Origin of the sequence: Paenibacillus sp. FSL R5-0749 (assembly GCF_038595085.1) — a bacterium.
Lineage (GTDB): Bacteria > Bacillota > Bacilli > Paenibacillales > Paenibacillaceae > Paenibacillus.
In genome coordinates, this window is sequence record NZ_CP152005.1 from 6,223,008 (window position 1) to 6,236,786 (window position 13,779).

The 13,779-nt window shown below is 49.3% G+C and carries 12 protein-coding genes and 1 riboswitch; all 12 genes read right to left on the bottom strand.

The genetic code is table 11. The features are described 5' to 3' along the window. Nucleotides 1-846 precede the first annotated feature (846 nt). Entirely contained in the window at nt 847-1,494 is a 648-nt protein-coding gene (locus MKY85_RS27755; RefSeq protein ID WP_278297837.1) for a precorrin-8X methylmutase, read from the bottom strand. Between the two features lie 71 nt (nt 1,495-1,565). After that, nucleotides 1,566-2,336 carry a precorrin-6A reductase gene (cobK, locus tag MKY85_RS27760; protein ID WP_339238380.1) on the bottom strand — a complete coding sequence of 257 codons (771 nt, stop codon included), beginning with the start codon at nt 2,334-2,336 and terminating at the stop codon, nt 1,566-1,568. Further along, a complete protein-coding gene (locus MKY85_RS27765) occupies nt 2,333-3,622 on the bottom strand; it encodes a sirohydrochlorin chelatase (protein ID WP_342571273.1) in 1,290 nt (429 codons plus the stop codon). Before MKY85_RS27765 ends, cobK begins: the two co-directional genes overlap by 4 nt. A gap of 294 nt (nt 3,623-3,916) precedes the next feature. Continuing rightward, nucleotides 3,917-5,842, bottom strand: a complete 1,926-nt coding sequence (gene cobJ, locus MKY85_RS27770; RefSeq protein ID WP_339257766.1) for a precorrin-3B C(17)-methyltransferase — start codon at nt 5,840-5,842, stop codon at nt 3,917-3,919. A gap of 402 nt (nt 5,843-6,244) precedes the next feature. Continuing rightward, nucleotides 6,245-6,435: riboswitch (cobalamin riboswitch) on the bottom strand. A 199-nt stretch (nt 6,436-6,634) separates the two neighbouring features. Continuing rightward, nucleotides 6,635-7,471 carry a uroporphyrinogen-III synthase gene (locus MKY85_RS27775; RefSeq protein WP_342571274.1) on the bottom strand — a complete coding sequence of 279 codons (837 nt, stop codon included), beginning with the start codon at nt 7,469-7,471 and terminating at the stop codon, nt 6,635-6,637. Between the two features lie 130 nt (nt 7,472-7,601). Continuing rightward, nucleotides 7,602-8,804 carry an endospore germination permease gene (locus MKY85_RS27780; RefSeq protein WP_339257768.1) on the bottom strand — a complete coding sequence of 401 codons (1,203 nt, stop codon included), beginning with the start codon at nt 8,802-8,804 and terminating at the stop codon, nt 7,602-7,604. Between the two features lie 54 nt (nt 8,805-8,858). After that, nucleotides 8,859-9,080 carry a hypothetical protein gene (locus MKY85_RS27785; RefSeq protein ID WP_339257769.1) on the bottom strand — a complete coding sequence of 74 codons (222 nt, stop codon included), beginning with the start codon at nt 9,078-9,080 and terminating at the stop codon, nt 8,859-8,861. Then, complete coding sequence (locus MKY85_RS27790; protein ID WP_339257770.1) at nt 9,073-10,272, bottom strand: Ger(x)C family spore germination protein; 1,200 nt, start codon at nt 10,270-10,272, stop codon at nt 9,073-9,075. The genes MKY85_RS27785 and MKY85_RS27790 overlap by 8 nt, the downstream gene beginning before the upstream one ends. A gap of 4 nt (nt 10,273-10,276) precedes the next feature. After that, complete coding sequence (locus tag MKY85_RS27795) at nt 10,277-11,872, bottom strand: spore germination protein (RefSeq protein ID WP_339238393.1); 1,596 nt, start codon at nt 11,870-11,872, stop codon at nt 10,277-10,279. Nucleotides 11,873-12,049: 177 nt separating this feature from the next. Next, nucleotides 12,050-12,385 carry a hypothetical protein gene (locus MKY85_RS27800; RefSeq protein WP_339238395.1) on the bottom strand — a complete coding sequence of 112 codons (336 nt, stop codon included), beginning with the start codon at nt 12,383-12,385 and terminating at the stop codon, nt 12,050-12,052. A 44-nt stretch (nt 12,386-12,429) separates the two neighbouring features. Continuing rightward, on the bottom strand, nt 12,430-13,131 hold the full coding sequence (locus MKY85_RS27805; protein ID WP_339238397.1) for a pirin family protein: 702 nt from the start codon (nt 13,129-13,131) through the stop codon (nt 12,430-12,432). 200 nt (nt 13,132-13,331) lie between these two features. Beyond that, complete coding sequence (locus MKY85_RS27810) at nt 13,332-13,745, bottom strand: DoxX family protein (protein ID WP_253441511.1); 414 nt, start codon at nt 13,743-13,745, stop codon at nt 13,332-13,334. Nucleotides 13,746-13,779 lie beyond the last annotated feature (34 nt).

Sequence of the window (13,779 nt, forward strand, 5' to 3'; positions counted from 1 at the left end):
GTGGGTGGTGGCTTTTGGCGCTTGGTGACCGCTACGGGTACGGATCGTTCTTATGATCGCTGTTGTCTCCAGATTTCTTTGATTCCCTTTTGTAAAGGGAGAAATCCGGAGACAAAGGCGAGTGTATGCTTCCGAAGTAGCTTTCTTGCAGAAAGCTTTGAGCTCCGCTTCTTCAGAATCGATTCCGTCCCCTCGCTCCTACCTACTCCTGCATCCACCTTTCACAGAGCGTAGTGCCACCTCTTGGGCTAAACAATGCCCTGAGGTTTTTTTGGGTAACTAATCATCCCATGCCCGTAGGACTTGGCATGGAATGTAGTTACTTGGTTTGTGTTTGAGCGTGTGCTGTTCTTTTTGCTAGTTGGTGATACTTGAGGATTGATCACCTTATGACGGTGAACAACATACCCGTGCAATCCCTTTCAGTCATGCGAGTATGAGTGGATAACTTTTTATGACATCTACATTTCTAACGAATCGAGAAGACGTTATTTGGGCCAAATTCCACAAACAAAAATTGTAACGAATCGTAGTGACGTTATTTCATTAAACAGACGTTGTTTTCACCACTTTTTGGCGTGTTTCACCGGAATAGCGTTACTCAGATTCGTTAGAATATGAAACGGATGATAATCCGCAATATAAGGCCTGTGAGGTTCGTTAGAGCTTATTAAGTTTGCTAGAATTCCTTAAAGTCCTTTAAGGTTCGTGGTACGTTAAAGCTCGCTAAGGATCATTAAAGCTCATTACGTTCGCTAGAATTCGTTAAAGTTTGTAACGCTCGTTTGTTTGCGTCGCGATTGCCTCTATTCACCTGTGGTCGTTACTTAAAATTACTTAAAATGACTACGCCTTCACGGCCATCAGGGAGATGGCGTTCAGGGCGGCCACGACGATGGTACTTCCGCCTTTGCGACCGATGTTGGTGATAAATGGGATGTCGAGTTTGCGCAGCTCGTCTTTGGATTCTGCTGCGGATACGAATCCAACCGGCATGCCGATGATCAGGCCCGGTTTGGCTTCGCCTTCTTTGACCAGACGGATCAGTTCCAGCAATGCTGTTGGGGCGTTACCAATGGCGTAGATTCCGCCTTCGTATAATTGATTCGCTTTACGTGTCGAGATGATGGCCCGAGTGGTGTTCAAGCGTTTGGCTTCCTCCATCACATCGGGATCGGAAATATGTACATGCACATCTCCGCCAAAACCGCGAATGCGATCCTTGCTTACGCCAGCCTGAATCATCTGTACGTCAGCGATGACGGATTGGCCGGCACGAAGCGCTGCAATCCCTGCTTGAATGGCATCCGGGTGGAACACCATGCTGCGGCCCAGTTCGAAGTCAGCCGAGGCGTGAATGACACGCTGTACCACTGGATATTGCTCAGCCGTGAAAGGGTGCTCACCCAGTTCCTCCGTGATCATCTCAAAGCTTTTCCCCTCAATCTCCTGTGGCTGTACGGTCAACGGTTTAAATTCCGTTTTGAAATCCATGTGCATTCCACTCCTTCTACTCGTTGTGTCATTCAAAAATTCATTATTCAAATTAAAACTATTGGGGTGCTCTACTGCACCAATACACGCTCCAACTCATCCAGTACACCTTCAAAATGATCAAACACCGTTCCGAATTCAGCTTCAGGGCGTGAAATCAACACGACATGAATGCCCAGCTCCAGTGCAGATTGGATTTTCTCATCCACCGCTCCGGTCTTGCCGCTCTCCTTGGTAACCATTACCGTCGTCGCATAGTGCTTGTACAAAGCTTCATTCATTTCACGGGAAAAAGGTCCCTGCATCGCAATAATATTGCGCTGTTCAACGCCAAGCTCACCGCATTTCTCCATATTATCGAGACGTGGAAGCATGCGGGCAACGAGACGAATGTCCGGATCACCGAGCAGGTGCTTGGTGAAAATCTGTAACGTTTTGCTACCTGTCGTCAGCATGACCGAGCCCTTCAATTCTTTGGCCTTGAGTGCCGCTTCATCGTAGGAAGACACGACATGCAGCAACGCATGATCATCGTACGCGAGACCCGTGCGCTCGTAACGAATGTATGGAATGCCCGCCTGTTTGGCTGCTTCCATCGCATTGGCATGTGCTTCTTCGGCAAATGGATGACTTGCATCCACGATGGCACGGCTACCTTTTTCACGCACAAGTTCCACCATCGCTTCCACGGTCAAACGGCCTGTCCGAACAGGTAATCCGGCCTCTGTCAGGCTATGGGCAGCACTGTCGGTTACGACAGAAGTCAGCACGTCTGTACCTTGCTGCTGGATCTGTAGAGCGAGTTCCCTGGCATCACTCGTACCACACAACATGAAGATCATGGACGATTCACCTGCTCCGAAGTTACTGCAACCTGTGACTGATCGGGAGAAGCCGCTTCTTGTACGATTCCTTCTGCGTCACCCTGGTTGTTCCGATTACCTTCGTGCTCGTGATGCGTATGATGCAACTCTTCATCGTGATCATGATGATAATCGAGTGAAGTTTGACGATCGCCAGCAGTATTCGCGTGATCATGACTGTGGTCATGTTTATGTGTATGGTCATCGTGTGCATGTACATGCTGGTGGTCATGCTCATCATGAAGATGAGAGTGATCATGGTCCGAATGATCGTGGTTGTGCGCATGATTGTGCTCATGATGGTGGTCGTGACTGTGCTCATGTCCATGATCGTGATGATGGTCGTGGTCGTGATCATGGTGGTGATCGTGGTCGTGGTCGTGATCATGCCCATGGTCGTGATCATGATGATGGTGGTGGTGTTTGGCTGCTTCAAGTCTGAATTGACAGTTATCACAGTTGGCTGTTACCCGTCCGTATAACCCCTCATGGGCCCGCTCCAGTACCAGTTCAACCAGCTTCGGGTGGAAGCCAAAATATCCGCCAACCTCAACCTGAATGCCTGGATGCGCCGCTGCAAATTCTGCGGTCATTTCATCAATACGCTTGATCAGTACACCTGTGAACAGGAAATAAGGCATGATGATGATTTTCTTCGCGCCCAGCAAGAGACAGCGTTCCAATCCATCCGGGAAAGAGGGTTGAGTCACGCCGATGAAGCTGCTTTCCGTCCACTTGTAGGGCAGTTTCTCCCATAACATCCGAGTCATTTTGAAAAAGTCACTGTTGGCATCCGGGTCACTGCTTCCCCGTCCAAGCACCAGTACGGCAGTCTCTTCATCCGTCACCGGAGCAGGTGGAGCCGCTACCGCTGTGCCGCCTTGGGATGCGACAAGTACAGGTTGTGCTTCTTGCAGACGGGTCTGCATGATTTGGACAACTTTCTCGTGAACACCGATTGGACGACCATATACGAACTCCACCTGCGGATAACGTGCCTTGGCGCGGTCAATGGCGTTAGGAATATCAATCTTGGCATGACCGGCAGCAAACAGAATGATCGGCACCAACACGACACGTGTGGCCCCTCGGTCCACACAAGCGGTAACACCATCAGCAATACTTGGTCTCGTTAATTCCAGAAAACAGGTCTCCACCAACGTATTTTCAGGTGCCTTCGCTGCTACCTCATGTGCAAACTCCTTCAGTTCCCGGTTCCCCTCGGGATCACGGCTCCCGTGTCCCACCAACAATATTGCATCCATCTTTGTTATTCCTCCCCCGTCTGACCCGCAGATCAGACTTTTCATATTCATTCAGCACTCCAGTTCATCCGGCTAAAACTGCGCCAAACCAGTCATTCCATCCATTCACTGCATTACTCGTAAAAATCAATCCATCTATGTCAGCTGAAATCCAGCGAATATTGCAAAATATTAGATAGGTCCTGACAAGCTGTACCCTCATGTCTCCACGAAAGAAGTCGTTCAGGCAGGGACTTAATTAATGATTACTCAAGACTTATTTATAAAAAATTTAGTAAGGAATTAAGTATGGAATTAGTCACCACATATCGGGTTTACTTCCACAGTGACCGGTGCATCGACATGGCGGAAGCCCTGAATTACACCAACTCGTTTGAAGAACTTGTGGAATCGCTCATTCGGATGGCCCTTTTCCTTGTAATCCGCCACAATACGTTCCACAATGCCACCGATCTGATCACCCGGAATTCCCTCCGCTACGGGCTGGGCAGGGTGAGCATTGCGGCCAAATTTCTTGCCGCCGAGGAACAGGTCATATGCACCTTTGCGATACACGATGCCGATATCCTCCAATACTGCCCCGTAACATGCCATACCGCAGCCATTCAGCGCCACACTCGTTTCTTTGGGTGCACCCAGTCCGCCAATCACGGCCTGCAAATGGTTAGCCATCGGGACAGCATCGTCCTTCTCCATATTGCAGAAGTCACATGCCTTCACCTTGATGACATCACCAATCGGTACAACGATAAAATTCGCTGCACGCAGCTCTTCAACCAGCGAGTCCGGTTCAAATGTCGGCACTCTCAGAATAATCTGGTGCTCCGGCGTGTACTCCAGTTCGCCGTCTTCACTTGCACACTGCGCCAGCAGCGCCATCTGGGCTGCGGTGAATTTTTTGTTGCCCACGCCGGGCGACACGCCGACTTCGAACAGCGGCGCCTTACGCCCAGGCTCAGGCGCGGTGCGTACCGCCGTTGCGGTCGCAGCCTGGGGTGAACTTGCTTCTCGGCTCGGCGCTGCTGCATTCAGCCAGCGGCTCGCCGATTCGCCCGCGAGCGCGCCGCCTGCCGCGAGCCGTGTCAGCGCCTCGGCGGCCAGCGCAGCTGCGCTGACGCGTGGCGCTTCTGCGACTCGGCCCGGAGCGGCCTCTGCCGCAACGGGCGCAGGTCGCTCGCCGGCAAGCACGGCGGTGCCAGCGCCGCTCGCCGAGCTTGCCGCAGGCATAATGGCAGCTGCCCCAGTGGGCGGCTGCCCTTGCGGAGCCGTGCCCGCTCCGGCGCTTGCGCCGCGCAGGGCTGGCTCCGCCTGTGGCTGCGCGGCCGATGCAGCGCTGGCCGCGCTCTCGCCCGCTGCCTCGCCGGAGGCGGCAGCGCGGGCTTCCCTTGCGCCGAGCGACCATGGCTCGGCTTCCGTGCGTAGTCGCTCATGAGGTCTGAGCGACTGTTCCGCGGTGTTCAGCGTATATTTCCGCTGATACCCGCGGGGGGTGACCATGAGTCCTTCGTACATCATGGTCGAAGAGTTGCCGATAATCACGGTCGTCAGCATGCCGATATCATGATTCAGCATATCCTCCAGTGTGGTCATGACAACGTCCTGACGCTCACGGTATGCACTTTTCACCAGACCTACGGGGGTCTGTGGGTCACGATAACGCAGGATCATTTCCTGTGTCTCCACGATCTGGCGTGTGCGCCGTCCACTGCGTGGATTGTACAGGGCAATGACAAAATCAGCAGAAGCTGCGGCTTCAACCCGGCGAATAATGGTCTCCCACGGCGTAAGGTGATCACTAAGGCTGATCGTACATGCATCATGCATGACAGGGGCACCCAGCAGTGATGCACAGGACTGAATGGCCGATACGCCCGGAATAACCTCGACGGCAACACCCGTATCCGGCTTCCAACCTTGCTCCATCAGCACCTCGTACACCAGTCCAGCCATACCATACACACCTGCGTCACCGCTGGAAATTACGGCAACAATTTTGCCCATCTCCGCCTGTCGAACCGCTTCTTGTGCACGGCTTACTTCCTCCGTCATGCCTGTACGTACAATCGCTTGCCCGTTCAACAGAGGGCGAATAAGATCCACATACGTGTTGTATCCGATAATTACCTCACTCTCCTGAAGTGCTTCGAGTGCCCGCTTGGTGATATGTTCCATTGCTCCCGGGCCGAACCCGATAATCAGCAGCTTGCCTTGATCTTGCATGATTTCTCCTCCTTCATCACACTTGTCGTACTGATCTAAACAGTGAAGAAGGGCGGCTATGCCGACCTTCTCCCCCGCTGTACTGCATGTTCAACTCGTCAGCTCTGTTTACTCAGACTATCGAACAAGGCTCTTACATCAACCGTTATGATCCAACTAATCTATTCCTCTACCTGCAATTTCCCGACACAGGGTAGGTATCGCAAGGATGTGCATTTATCTAAAAAAACAAAAAAATCCCATCCTTGTAACGGATGGGATACGCATGTACGTACACTCAAGAACACAGCCCCAGACTCCCGAAGGGTAGTCCTGTGACTATGTGGCCTGGAGGGGCCAGCCGGGCGAACCGATTGTTCGCCCAATTCCTGATTCTTCGTACACCACTCCTTTCCGCGAAGGGTTTGGTGACACATGCAAGGTAGGTCTCCTGGCTTTGGATCATCAGCTTCCTTTTCTGTCTTCCCCGGCTTTCCGAGTGACTTGGATCAAAAAGGGCTTCACCATTACAGTGGCGGGACCGCTCGGGACTTTCACCCGATTCCCTGTTACCTCTTGCTGCACGCAAGAGCACCTTGCTTGTTTTCATTCAATATTGTTTTCATAATAACACCGTGCAGGAAATAATGTCCATGCTTATGATACTTATCCATTCTTCTATTTTCAGACAAAACAGAAAAAAGTCCTGATCCAAAAATCGGATCAGAACCCGGAATAACCTATGCATATCCCATTCGTTATAACCATCCAACAACCCTTGCATTGAGTTCGTTTCTGTTAACGACTCAACCTTTATTGCTGACCGCCAACCTTGTCTGCACGCCCTGCGGAAAAGTAACGTCCAAGTTCAACGATGAGTGCACCCATCTTCTCTTCCTCCGGAATGACCAGCGCCTCAATGCCTTCTTCACGCATGGAGTTTGCTGTAACTTTACCTACGGATGCAGGAATTACGCCTTGTCTGAAAGCGGCAAGCAACGGCTCAAGCTTGTCCTTGGAGGCCGCATATTGCGTCAGAAATCTGACCTGGGGTCCACTTGTGAACGCAACAGCATCTACCTCGAACTTTAGAATTTCATTCAACAGCTGTTCCAGCTCTGCATCTTCCGGCGGTACATGGCGGTAAGGTAGCACTTGTCTGACGATTGCACCTTGTTCTTCCAACCATGCAACGAGTTTGGGAGCTGTCTCCCCATGAAGCTGTAATATGACCTTTTTCCCTGCGAGATCATGCGGGGTGAATTCTCGAATGAGCCCGTCCGTGCTACCGTCATCATCCCGTACCAGGGGCGTTAATCTGCGCTTTTTGAGCGCATTCACCGTCTTGTATCCCCTCGCTGCAATGGAGGATTCCGATAATACATCCAAAAACTGTCCCGCAATTTCCATATCCTCAGCCATTTCAAACAATGCATCCAATCCCATACCCGTCGTTAACACCGCCCAGTCTGGCGGGTCTGAGATCCAGGATACCAGCCCATCCCTGATATTCCGATCATCCAGGAATACCGTCCCCTGTGCCGGTCGCACAAGCGGAATTCCCCCCATTTTTTCAACCAGTATGGACATTTCTTTCGATTTTCGTGGTCCTGTCAATGCTACACGCACACCTGCCAAATGTTGAGCCATTCATGTTCCCCCCGTTAGTCCAGCCGAATGTTCATCAGTCTGACTACAGTATACAGGGTACTTCTGTGAAGCGAAACTGTGCTTACCCTATTTTTGCCCGTTCATCTATAAGGATTTTTGATGGAATGTATCAGGAAGGTTGGAGTTCTCCCCCATGACGATCCTGCCTTCTTTTCTCCCCGTTCTTCTCCGAATCAGTGGATTCTTGTCCCTGTTCAAGCTTCTCTTTCTTGGACTGCTCTCCCGATTTCTGGTGGGCAGATTCTTTTTTATCCTTTTTGCGAGGACGAAGGAAAAGAAACAGCACAAGCGGGAACAGTACTTCAAAAACAATTGCAATCCATGTCCATTCCCGGGTAAAACGATACAACTGAATGGCGTTTCTGAAAAACCAGAATGCACAAACAAAGCCTAACAGTGCCACTGGACCAGTCATGACCTTTCCGGAAACTTTCGGAATCATTCGCTTCAGTCCCCAACAGACAAAGTACAGATCAAATGCAATTTTGGTGATCATGGTAGGCAGGGTCGCCGCTGCCAGCGCCAGATCAAACCGATCCAGGAAATCACTTATTTGCAACTGCCTTGCCAGCTCATAAGAAGGGTATACCAGCCTGGACGCAATAGGTACACCTATCGACGTGATGGTTTCCACTAGAATCAGCATCATCAGCAATCCCGAGATGATAATGCCCCATAGCACAGGTTTGAAGCGAAAGTCACTGCCTTTGACGACAAAAGGTAAGGCGATCATCTCGCCATAAAAAGAAAATATGTACCAACTCCCTTTGCCTACACCTGCCGTATCGACATGAAAATAGGGCATCAGATTGTCCATATTGATCTGCTGGATAAGCATGAAAGGCACAATGATAGAGTTCAACAGGAACAGGGTAACATAGAGTTCCGACATTCCGATCAACGAACCAAGCCCACCTCGGACGATAAATACCGCCATAATCATAAGTGACAATACAACGATGGAAATCGGTGTCGTCTCTAATAAAGTTATACTTACATAATCGCCAATTAATCGGATATCTCTTGCGAATATGAAGAAAAAAAACAAAACGTACATTACACCTGCGAGCCTTCCCATAAAGGGGAACCTGTCAGCAAGGGCCTCAAATAGATCCTGATTCGGAAACCTTCGCTGGATTCGGCTTACCATCCACATGGATATAACCATCACGAGAACAACTGGCACATACGAGAGATAAGCGTGCTGTTCCGCATAATAAATAGCCTGCGCATGGGGTTGAATCAACGTGCCCGTAATACTGAGAAGCAGCACAAGTAGTACAATCTGTCGAGAAGTTACACTTTGATTCATACCATACCTCCTTTCCATCATTCAATCTGTACTTCGCACCACCCCAGTCCCCATCTACGGTAACGGTAAAAAGCGCTGGATGATATGGCTAATCCATACCGCCACAAAAAAGGTTTTGCTTAAATGGGTTACATAGAGCCAAAGGCCAGTTCCTATTACAATCAGACCGTAGGATAACCAGCGATTAATGGCTGCGGCCTGCTTCAGGTGTCTGAAGTCCATGACAATGACAATGATGACCATCCCCAGATAGGTGAACAATAGTGGTTTAATCATGTACAATATCCTCCTCCATGACACCAATCGGCTTGTTAACTATCCCCACATTTTCAATGATGACATGAGGGATAACGTTTACCTCAACATCAGGATAGATATCATCCCATCGATCCTTCATTTTGTCCCACTCTTTAGGCATGTGTTGATGGATCGACCGACCAATCCCGAGAATATCGGCATGATATTTTTGCTGTATTAACCGAACTCCTTCAACGATATCCTCTTTTATTTTTTGGTGGATCGCATCATTTAATTTCAAAATCTCTTTTTCACGCAGATCACCGTAATTTGATTCGTTATCTACTACCACGCCTTTGGCGTACAATTGAACGGTTACACTAACCTTGCCATCCTTGACACTGGGGTGCAGTGAAGAATTGTTCTCGTTCAGCTTGATGAATATATCTCCTTCTCCGCGCGGAGCCTTGACCATAATTTCAGGCGCATTGGCTTCTCCCATAGCGAGAATCAAGGCATCGGCGGGAGCTTTGTCAATCATGCCTACCAACTTGTCTTTTTTAAAAATGGCCAATCCATCCAGCTTGATATTTGTTTTGGCATCCTTCCAATTCTTCGGAACATTGTCGACTTTTGAAGCAACTGGCAGGAATGGATCTACTCCGTCACTGAGGATCGCATCAGTGAATGTTTTAAGGGAACGTGGGTTTCGCATATTTAGAAAGCACAACTCTCTCACCATCTCAGATGGAAACTTCTCTATGGGTGCATCCGTATCCATGACTTTATATGCCGCGCCTTTCGTCACAACTGGTAATGCAGAGAATCGGTTGAGCGGGTAGCGCGTAAACAAATCAAGCATTGGAGCTACGCCATCCCTTGCAAGATCCTCTCCAATAAGCATGGTACGGCGGTGTGCATAATAAATCGTTCGTGAGAGTGATTTTTGGCCTTCAAGTGTAGTCCCCCTCAGTGTCTTCGCGGTATTGGACAACATGAACCACGATTTATCCCCGCTTGTCCCCCCGCCACCTCCAGAACTCCCGGTAGAACCGGATTGTCCAGGCAGAGCAATCTGGAGACTGGATCTGTAATTGTCCTGCTCCTTATCAACAGCTATGCCAATCACAAAGGCAATATCATTAATTTCCTTACGATCCCAACAGCCTGCTATGAAAATGGTACATAGCAGTAACATCAACACAGTGCGGAATTTACGAATAAGAAACATGTGTTCACCATCCTTCCTCAGCTTCAGGCGAACCATTGATCTTCTCTTTCATCCGTTTCTGATCCCGATGAACCGTAGAAGGACGATTGATCATTTTCCACCATGGCACACGAATAAGAATATCTTTGGTATCTGTTTTACTATACGGGCTAAGACCTGACAGATAAGGTACACCAAACGAAGTCATCTGTGTCAGATGCACCGAGATCAGAACCAAGCCAATGACGATGCCATACAATCCGAGCATACCCGCCAGCAACATGATCGGAAATCGCAATAGGCGCACGGTGATCGCGAAGTTAAACCGCGGAATCGTAAAGGAAGCTATACCTGTCATGGATACGATAATAACCATCGGTGCGGACACTATCCCGGCCTGTACTGCGGCCTGTCCGATCACAAGTGCGCCGAGAATACTGACGGCTTGCCCTACTGTTTTGGGTAACCTGACCCCGGCTTCCCGAAGAGCTTCAAATGACAGCTCCATGATGAGGGCTTCAACCAAAGCCGGAAAAGGAATGGCTTCCCGGGCACCTGCGATACTCAGAATCAGCGTGGTTGGCAGCATATCCTGATGAAATGTTGTAATAGAGATATACAAGGCTGGCAGGAACAGAGCGATGGCTACGAACAAGAAGCGAATCCACCGCACCAGATTACTGATGAAGAATCGCTCGTAATAATCCTCACTGGCTTGCAGCATCTGCCACATCGTGACTGGAGCAATCAGCGCGAATGGGGTTCCATCTACCAGAATGGCAAAGCGTCCTTCCAACAGATTACCTGCAACGGTATCCGGCCGCTCCGAGTAGTGCATCTGCGGGAAAGGCGAATACGGATGATCTTCAATCAATTCCTCGATATAACCCGTTTCCAGGATGCCATCAATATTGATTTTTTCCAGACGTTTCTTGACATCTTGAATCGTTTTTGGATCAGCAATACCTTCCAGATAGGTCAGCACAATATCGGTCTTGGTTTCTGTGCCAAGAGTCATGCTTACCATCTTGAGAGAAGGTGTTTTCAGCTTGAAGCGCAGCAAAGCCGTATTCACGCGCAGTGTTTCGGTAAACCCCTCCCGCGGTCCCCGAATCACGGATTCTGTCTGCGGTTCCTCCACACCACGTCTGACGCCACCTTTGACATTGAACATCCAGGCTTCGCGACTTCCACCGACCACCAGAAGGGCAGAGGATGCCAGCACACCTTCTGCCGCAGCAGCCCAAGTTTCGACCCGTTTCACCTGCGTCAGCTCAACGGTTGTATCATCCAGTGGAACATCGGGCTCATCTGTGCGCTGCTGCACCAGCCCTCGAATAATTGGACGCAGCATATGCTCCTGGATATCAGCCGAGTTAACAATGCCTTCAATATAGACCAGAAGCCCTTTCACTTCCGGTGTAATCATGACATTGCGAAAAACCACATCCGAGCAATCGGAGAAGATCTCCTTTACCGCTTGAATCTGAGTTTCATGTACTGCACTAATCGGCTGCCGTAGAAAAGGCGGGGATGGCAGTCCCAAAGGGATATGTTTTTTCTCTTCTGAAGCTCGTCCCGGTTGTCGGGACTTGTCTTTCCCAGATGTTTTGTCCGCCATATGCCGCCCCTCCGTTCTTGTTTTTTTATACAAGGTAGCTTGTGCCAGACAGTCGTGAATTATGTGGTCTTTTTTGCAAAATTACGAAGAATTTTCTCTATCCGGACAGCAAAAAGGCCTCTGTATTTAACAGAGACCTTCTTATCTATTCCAGATCCTAATCAAGCTATTTTAAAGTTAATCCGCAAAATAATCTTCAGGCACATAACGAATCTCCGACTTCGCATAGATGCTTAGTGTGTGGCTCTCCCTGTCGTACACAACTCGCTCACCTTCTACGTAGTACCAGTGCTTCAAAAGGGGTTGCTCCTTGCGCTGCACGAAACGAAATACGTTCAGTTCCTGTCTAAGCTCCATAATCTGTTCCACAATCTGCTCGTCCAGACCCGTCACGGTAAATAAGAAGCCTGTACCCTCCTGTTGGAATCGATAGGACAGTGAATCTGTTTTGCTATTCGCCAGTCCTCGCCCGGTTACCGCATGTTTGACCATAAACCATTCCTGTTGCGCCATACGTATATATCCTCCTTCATCTTGGAGTTCATTTCATCAGCCATCTACGGCAAATCAATAATCATATAGAACGTATCTTCGTTTCCTTGCAATTCTATTGAATTTCGCTGTTCCACACGAGCTGTATCGCCTTCGTTCAACAGGTACTCTCCATCCAATCCCAGCTTGCCTTCGATGGAGAAAAGGTACATCCGACGGCCCGAATCCTGGTTGAAGGTTAACGTCTCGTCTTTGGCCAATCGGCCAAGATAGATCGTCATATCCTGATGAATAGTCGCGACTCTTGGTCCTCCATCCGGGGATACAATCGGCACGAGTGCTCCTGCCAGTGCCGCTGGATCAAAAGATGTGGTCTCATATGAAGGTTGCAACCCTTTCGTATGCGGCATGAACCAGAGCTGAAGCAGACGTACTTCTTCGGTATCGGATGCATTATGCTCGGTATGAATCATGCCACTGCCTGCTGACATTCGCTGAATACCGCCAAAACCTGTAACGGCGACATTGCCCAGATTATCTTCATGTCGTAGCTTGCCTCTGAGTACAATGGACACAATCTCCATATCACTATGTGGGTGAGCTCCAAAGCCGCGACCAGGTGCAATTACATCATCGTTCGCTACCCGCATCGGTCCAAATGCCATATTTTCCGGGTCTTGATATTCTCCGAAAGAAAAGCTGTGACTGCCACGGAGCCAGCCTCGATCAAAGCTGGAGCGGGCATCGGATGGAATGACGTTAATCATAAAATGCATCCTCCTTATTTTTTATTAGTAGCATACTTATTCTCATTGTAACAAACCACAGGCATGTCGTCCAAACTAAAAAAGTTCTCTACCGATCAGCCCGGTTCGCAAATACAATTTCCGAACCGGCCTGGCCAATAAAGAACCTCGTTACAGGACTAATCCTGCACTTCATTATTTATTTAACAATCGTTAGCCGCTCAAGCACTCACATTCTGACGAGCGTTACCCTGTCTGGAGAAAAGATAATCCACAGCCAGGAAGCGGCTTCCTGTGAAGAGCAGTGTCAGGGAACCCGCCAACAACAGGTAATCGAACTCGGTACCACTCATGAATGGCTGACCCACTTTGGCTGTAAGCAGAACGCCACCCATAACGATAACAAATAGGGCAGCAAACACACGTGTTCCAAGACCCAGAATCATCGCTGCACCACCTACCAACTCAATGATTGCTACAACGGAGGCAAGAAATCCGGGAATACCAATACTTTCGAAAAATCCTACCGTACCGCTAATTCCACCTTCGAATTTACTCCAACCGTGCAATACAAAGATCAACCCGATCATAATCCTGGAGAAAAGCAGTCCAATCTCTACACTTTTATTATTCATGTTCATCTTCCTTCCTCGTTATATTCGAAATATT

What these genes read in the sequence shown, in the direction of transcription:
- MKY85_RS27800 (WP_339238395.1), bottom strand. Translation starts at nt 12,385, where the DNA reads ATGGCGCAACAGGAATGGTTTATGGTCAAACATGCGGTAACCGGGCGA.
- cobK (WP_339238380.1), bottom strand. Translation starts at nt 2,336, where the DNA reads ATGATCTTCATGTTGTGTGGTACGAGTGATGCCAGGGAACTCGCTCTA.
- MKY85_RS27780 (WP_339257768.1), bottom strand. Translation starts at nt 8,804, where the DNA reads ATGAATCAAAGTGTAACTTCTCGACAGATTGTACTACTTGTGCTGCTT.
- MKY85_RS27765 (WP_342571273.1), bottom strand. Translation starts at nt 3,622, where the DNA reads ATGGATGCAATATTGTTGGTGGGACACGGGAGCCGTGATCCCGAGGGG.
- MKY85_RS27795 (WP_339238393.1), bottom strand. Translation starts at nt 11,872, where the DNA reads ATGGCGGACAAAACATCTGGGAAAGACAAGTCCCGACAACCGGGACGA.
- cobJ (WP_339257766.1), bottom strand. Translation starts at nt 5,842, where the DNA reads ATGCAAGATCAAGGCAAGCTGCTGATTATCGGGTTCGGCCCGGGAGCA.
- MKY85_RS27805 (WP_339238397.1), bottom strand. Translation starts at nt 13,131, where the DNA reads ATGATTAACGTCATTCCATCCGATGCCCGCTCCAGCTTTGATCGAGGC.
- MKY85_RS27775 (WP_342571274.1), bottom strand. Translation starts at nt 7,471, where the DNA reads ATGGCTCAACATTTGGCAGGTGTGCGTGTAGCATTGACAGGACCACGA.
- MKY85_RS27755 (WP_278297837.1), bottom strand. Translation starts at nt 1,494, where the DNA reads ATGGATTTCAAAACGGAATTTAAACCGTTGACCGTACAGCCACAGGAG.
- MKY85_RS27790 (WP_339257770.1), bottom strand. Translation starts at nt 10,272, where the DNA reads ATGTTTCTTATTCGTAAATTCCGCACTGTGTTGATGTTACTGCTATGT.
- MKY85_RS27810 (WP_253441511.1), bottom strand. Translation starts at nt 13,745, where the DNA reads ATGAATAATAAAAGTGTAGAGATTGGACTGCTTTTCTCCAGGATTATG.
- MKY85_RS27785 (WP_339257769.1), bottom strand. Translation starts at nt 9,080, where the DNA reads ATGATTAAACCACTATTGTTCACCTATCTGGGGATGGTCATCATTGTC.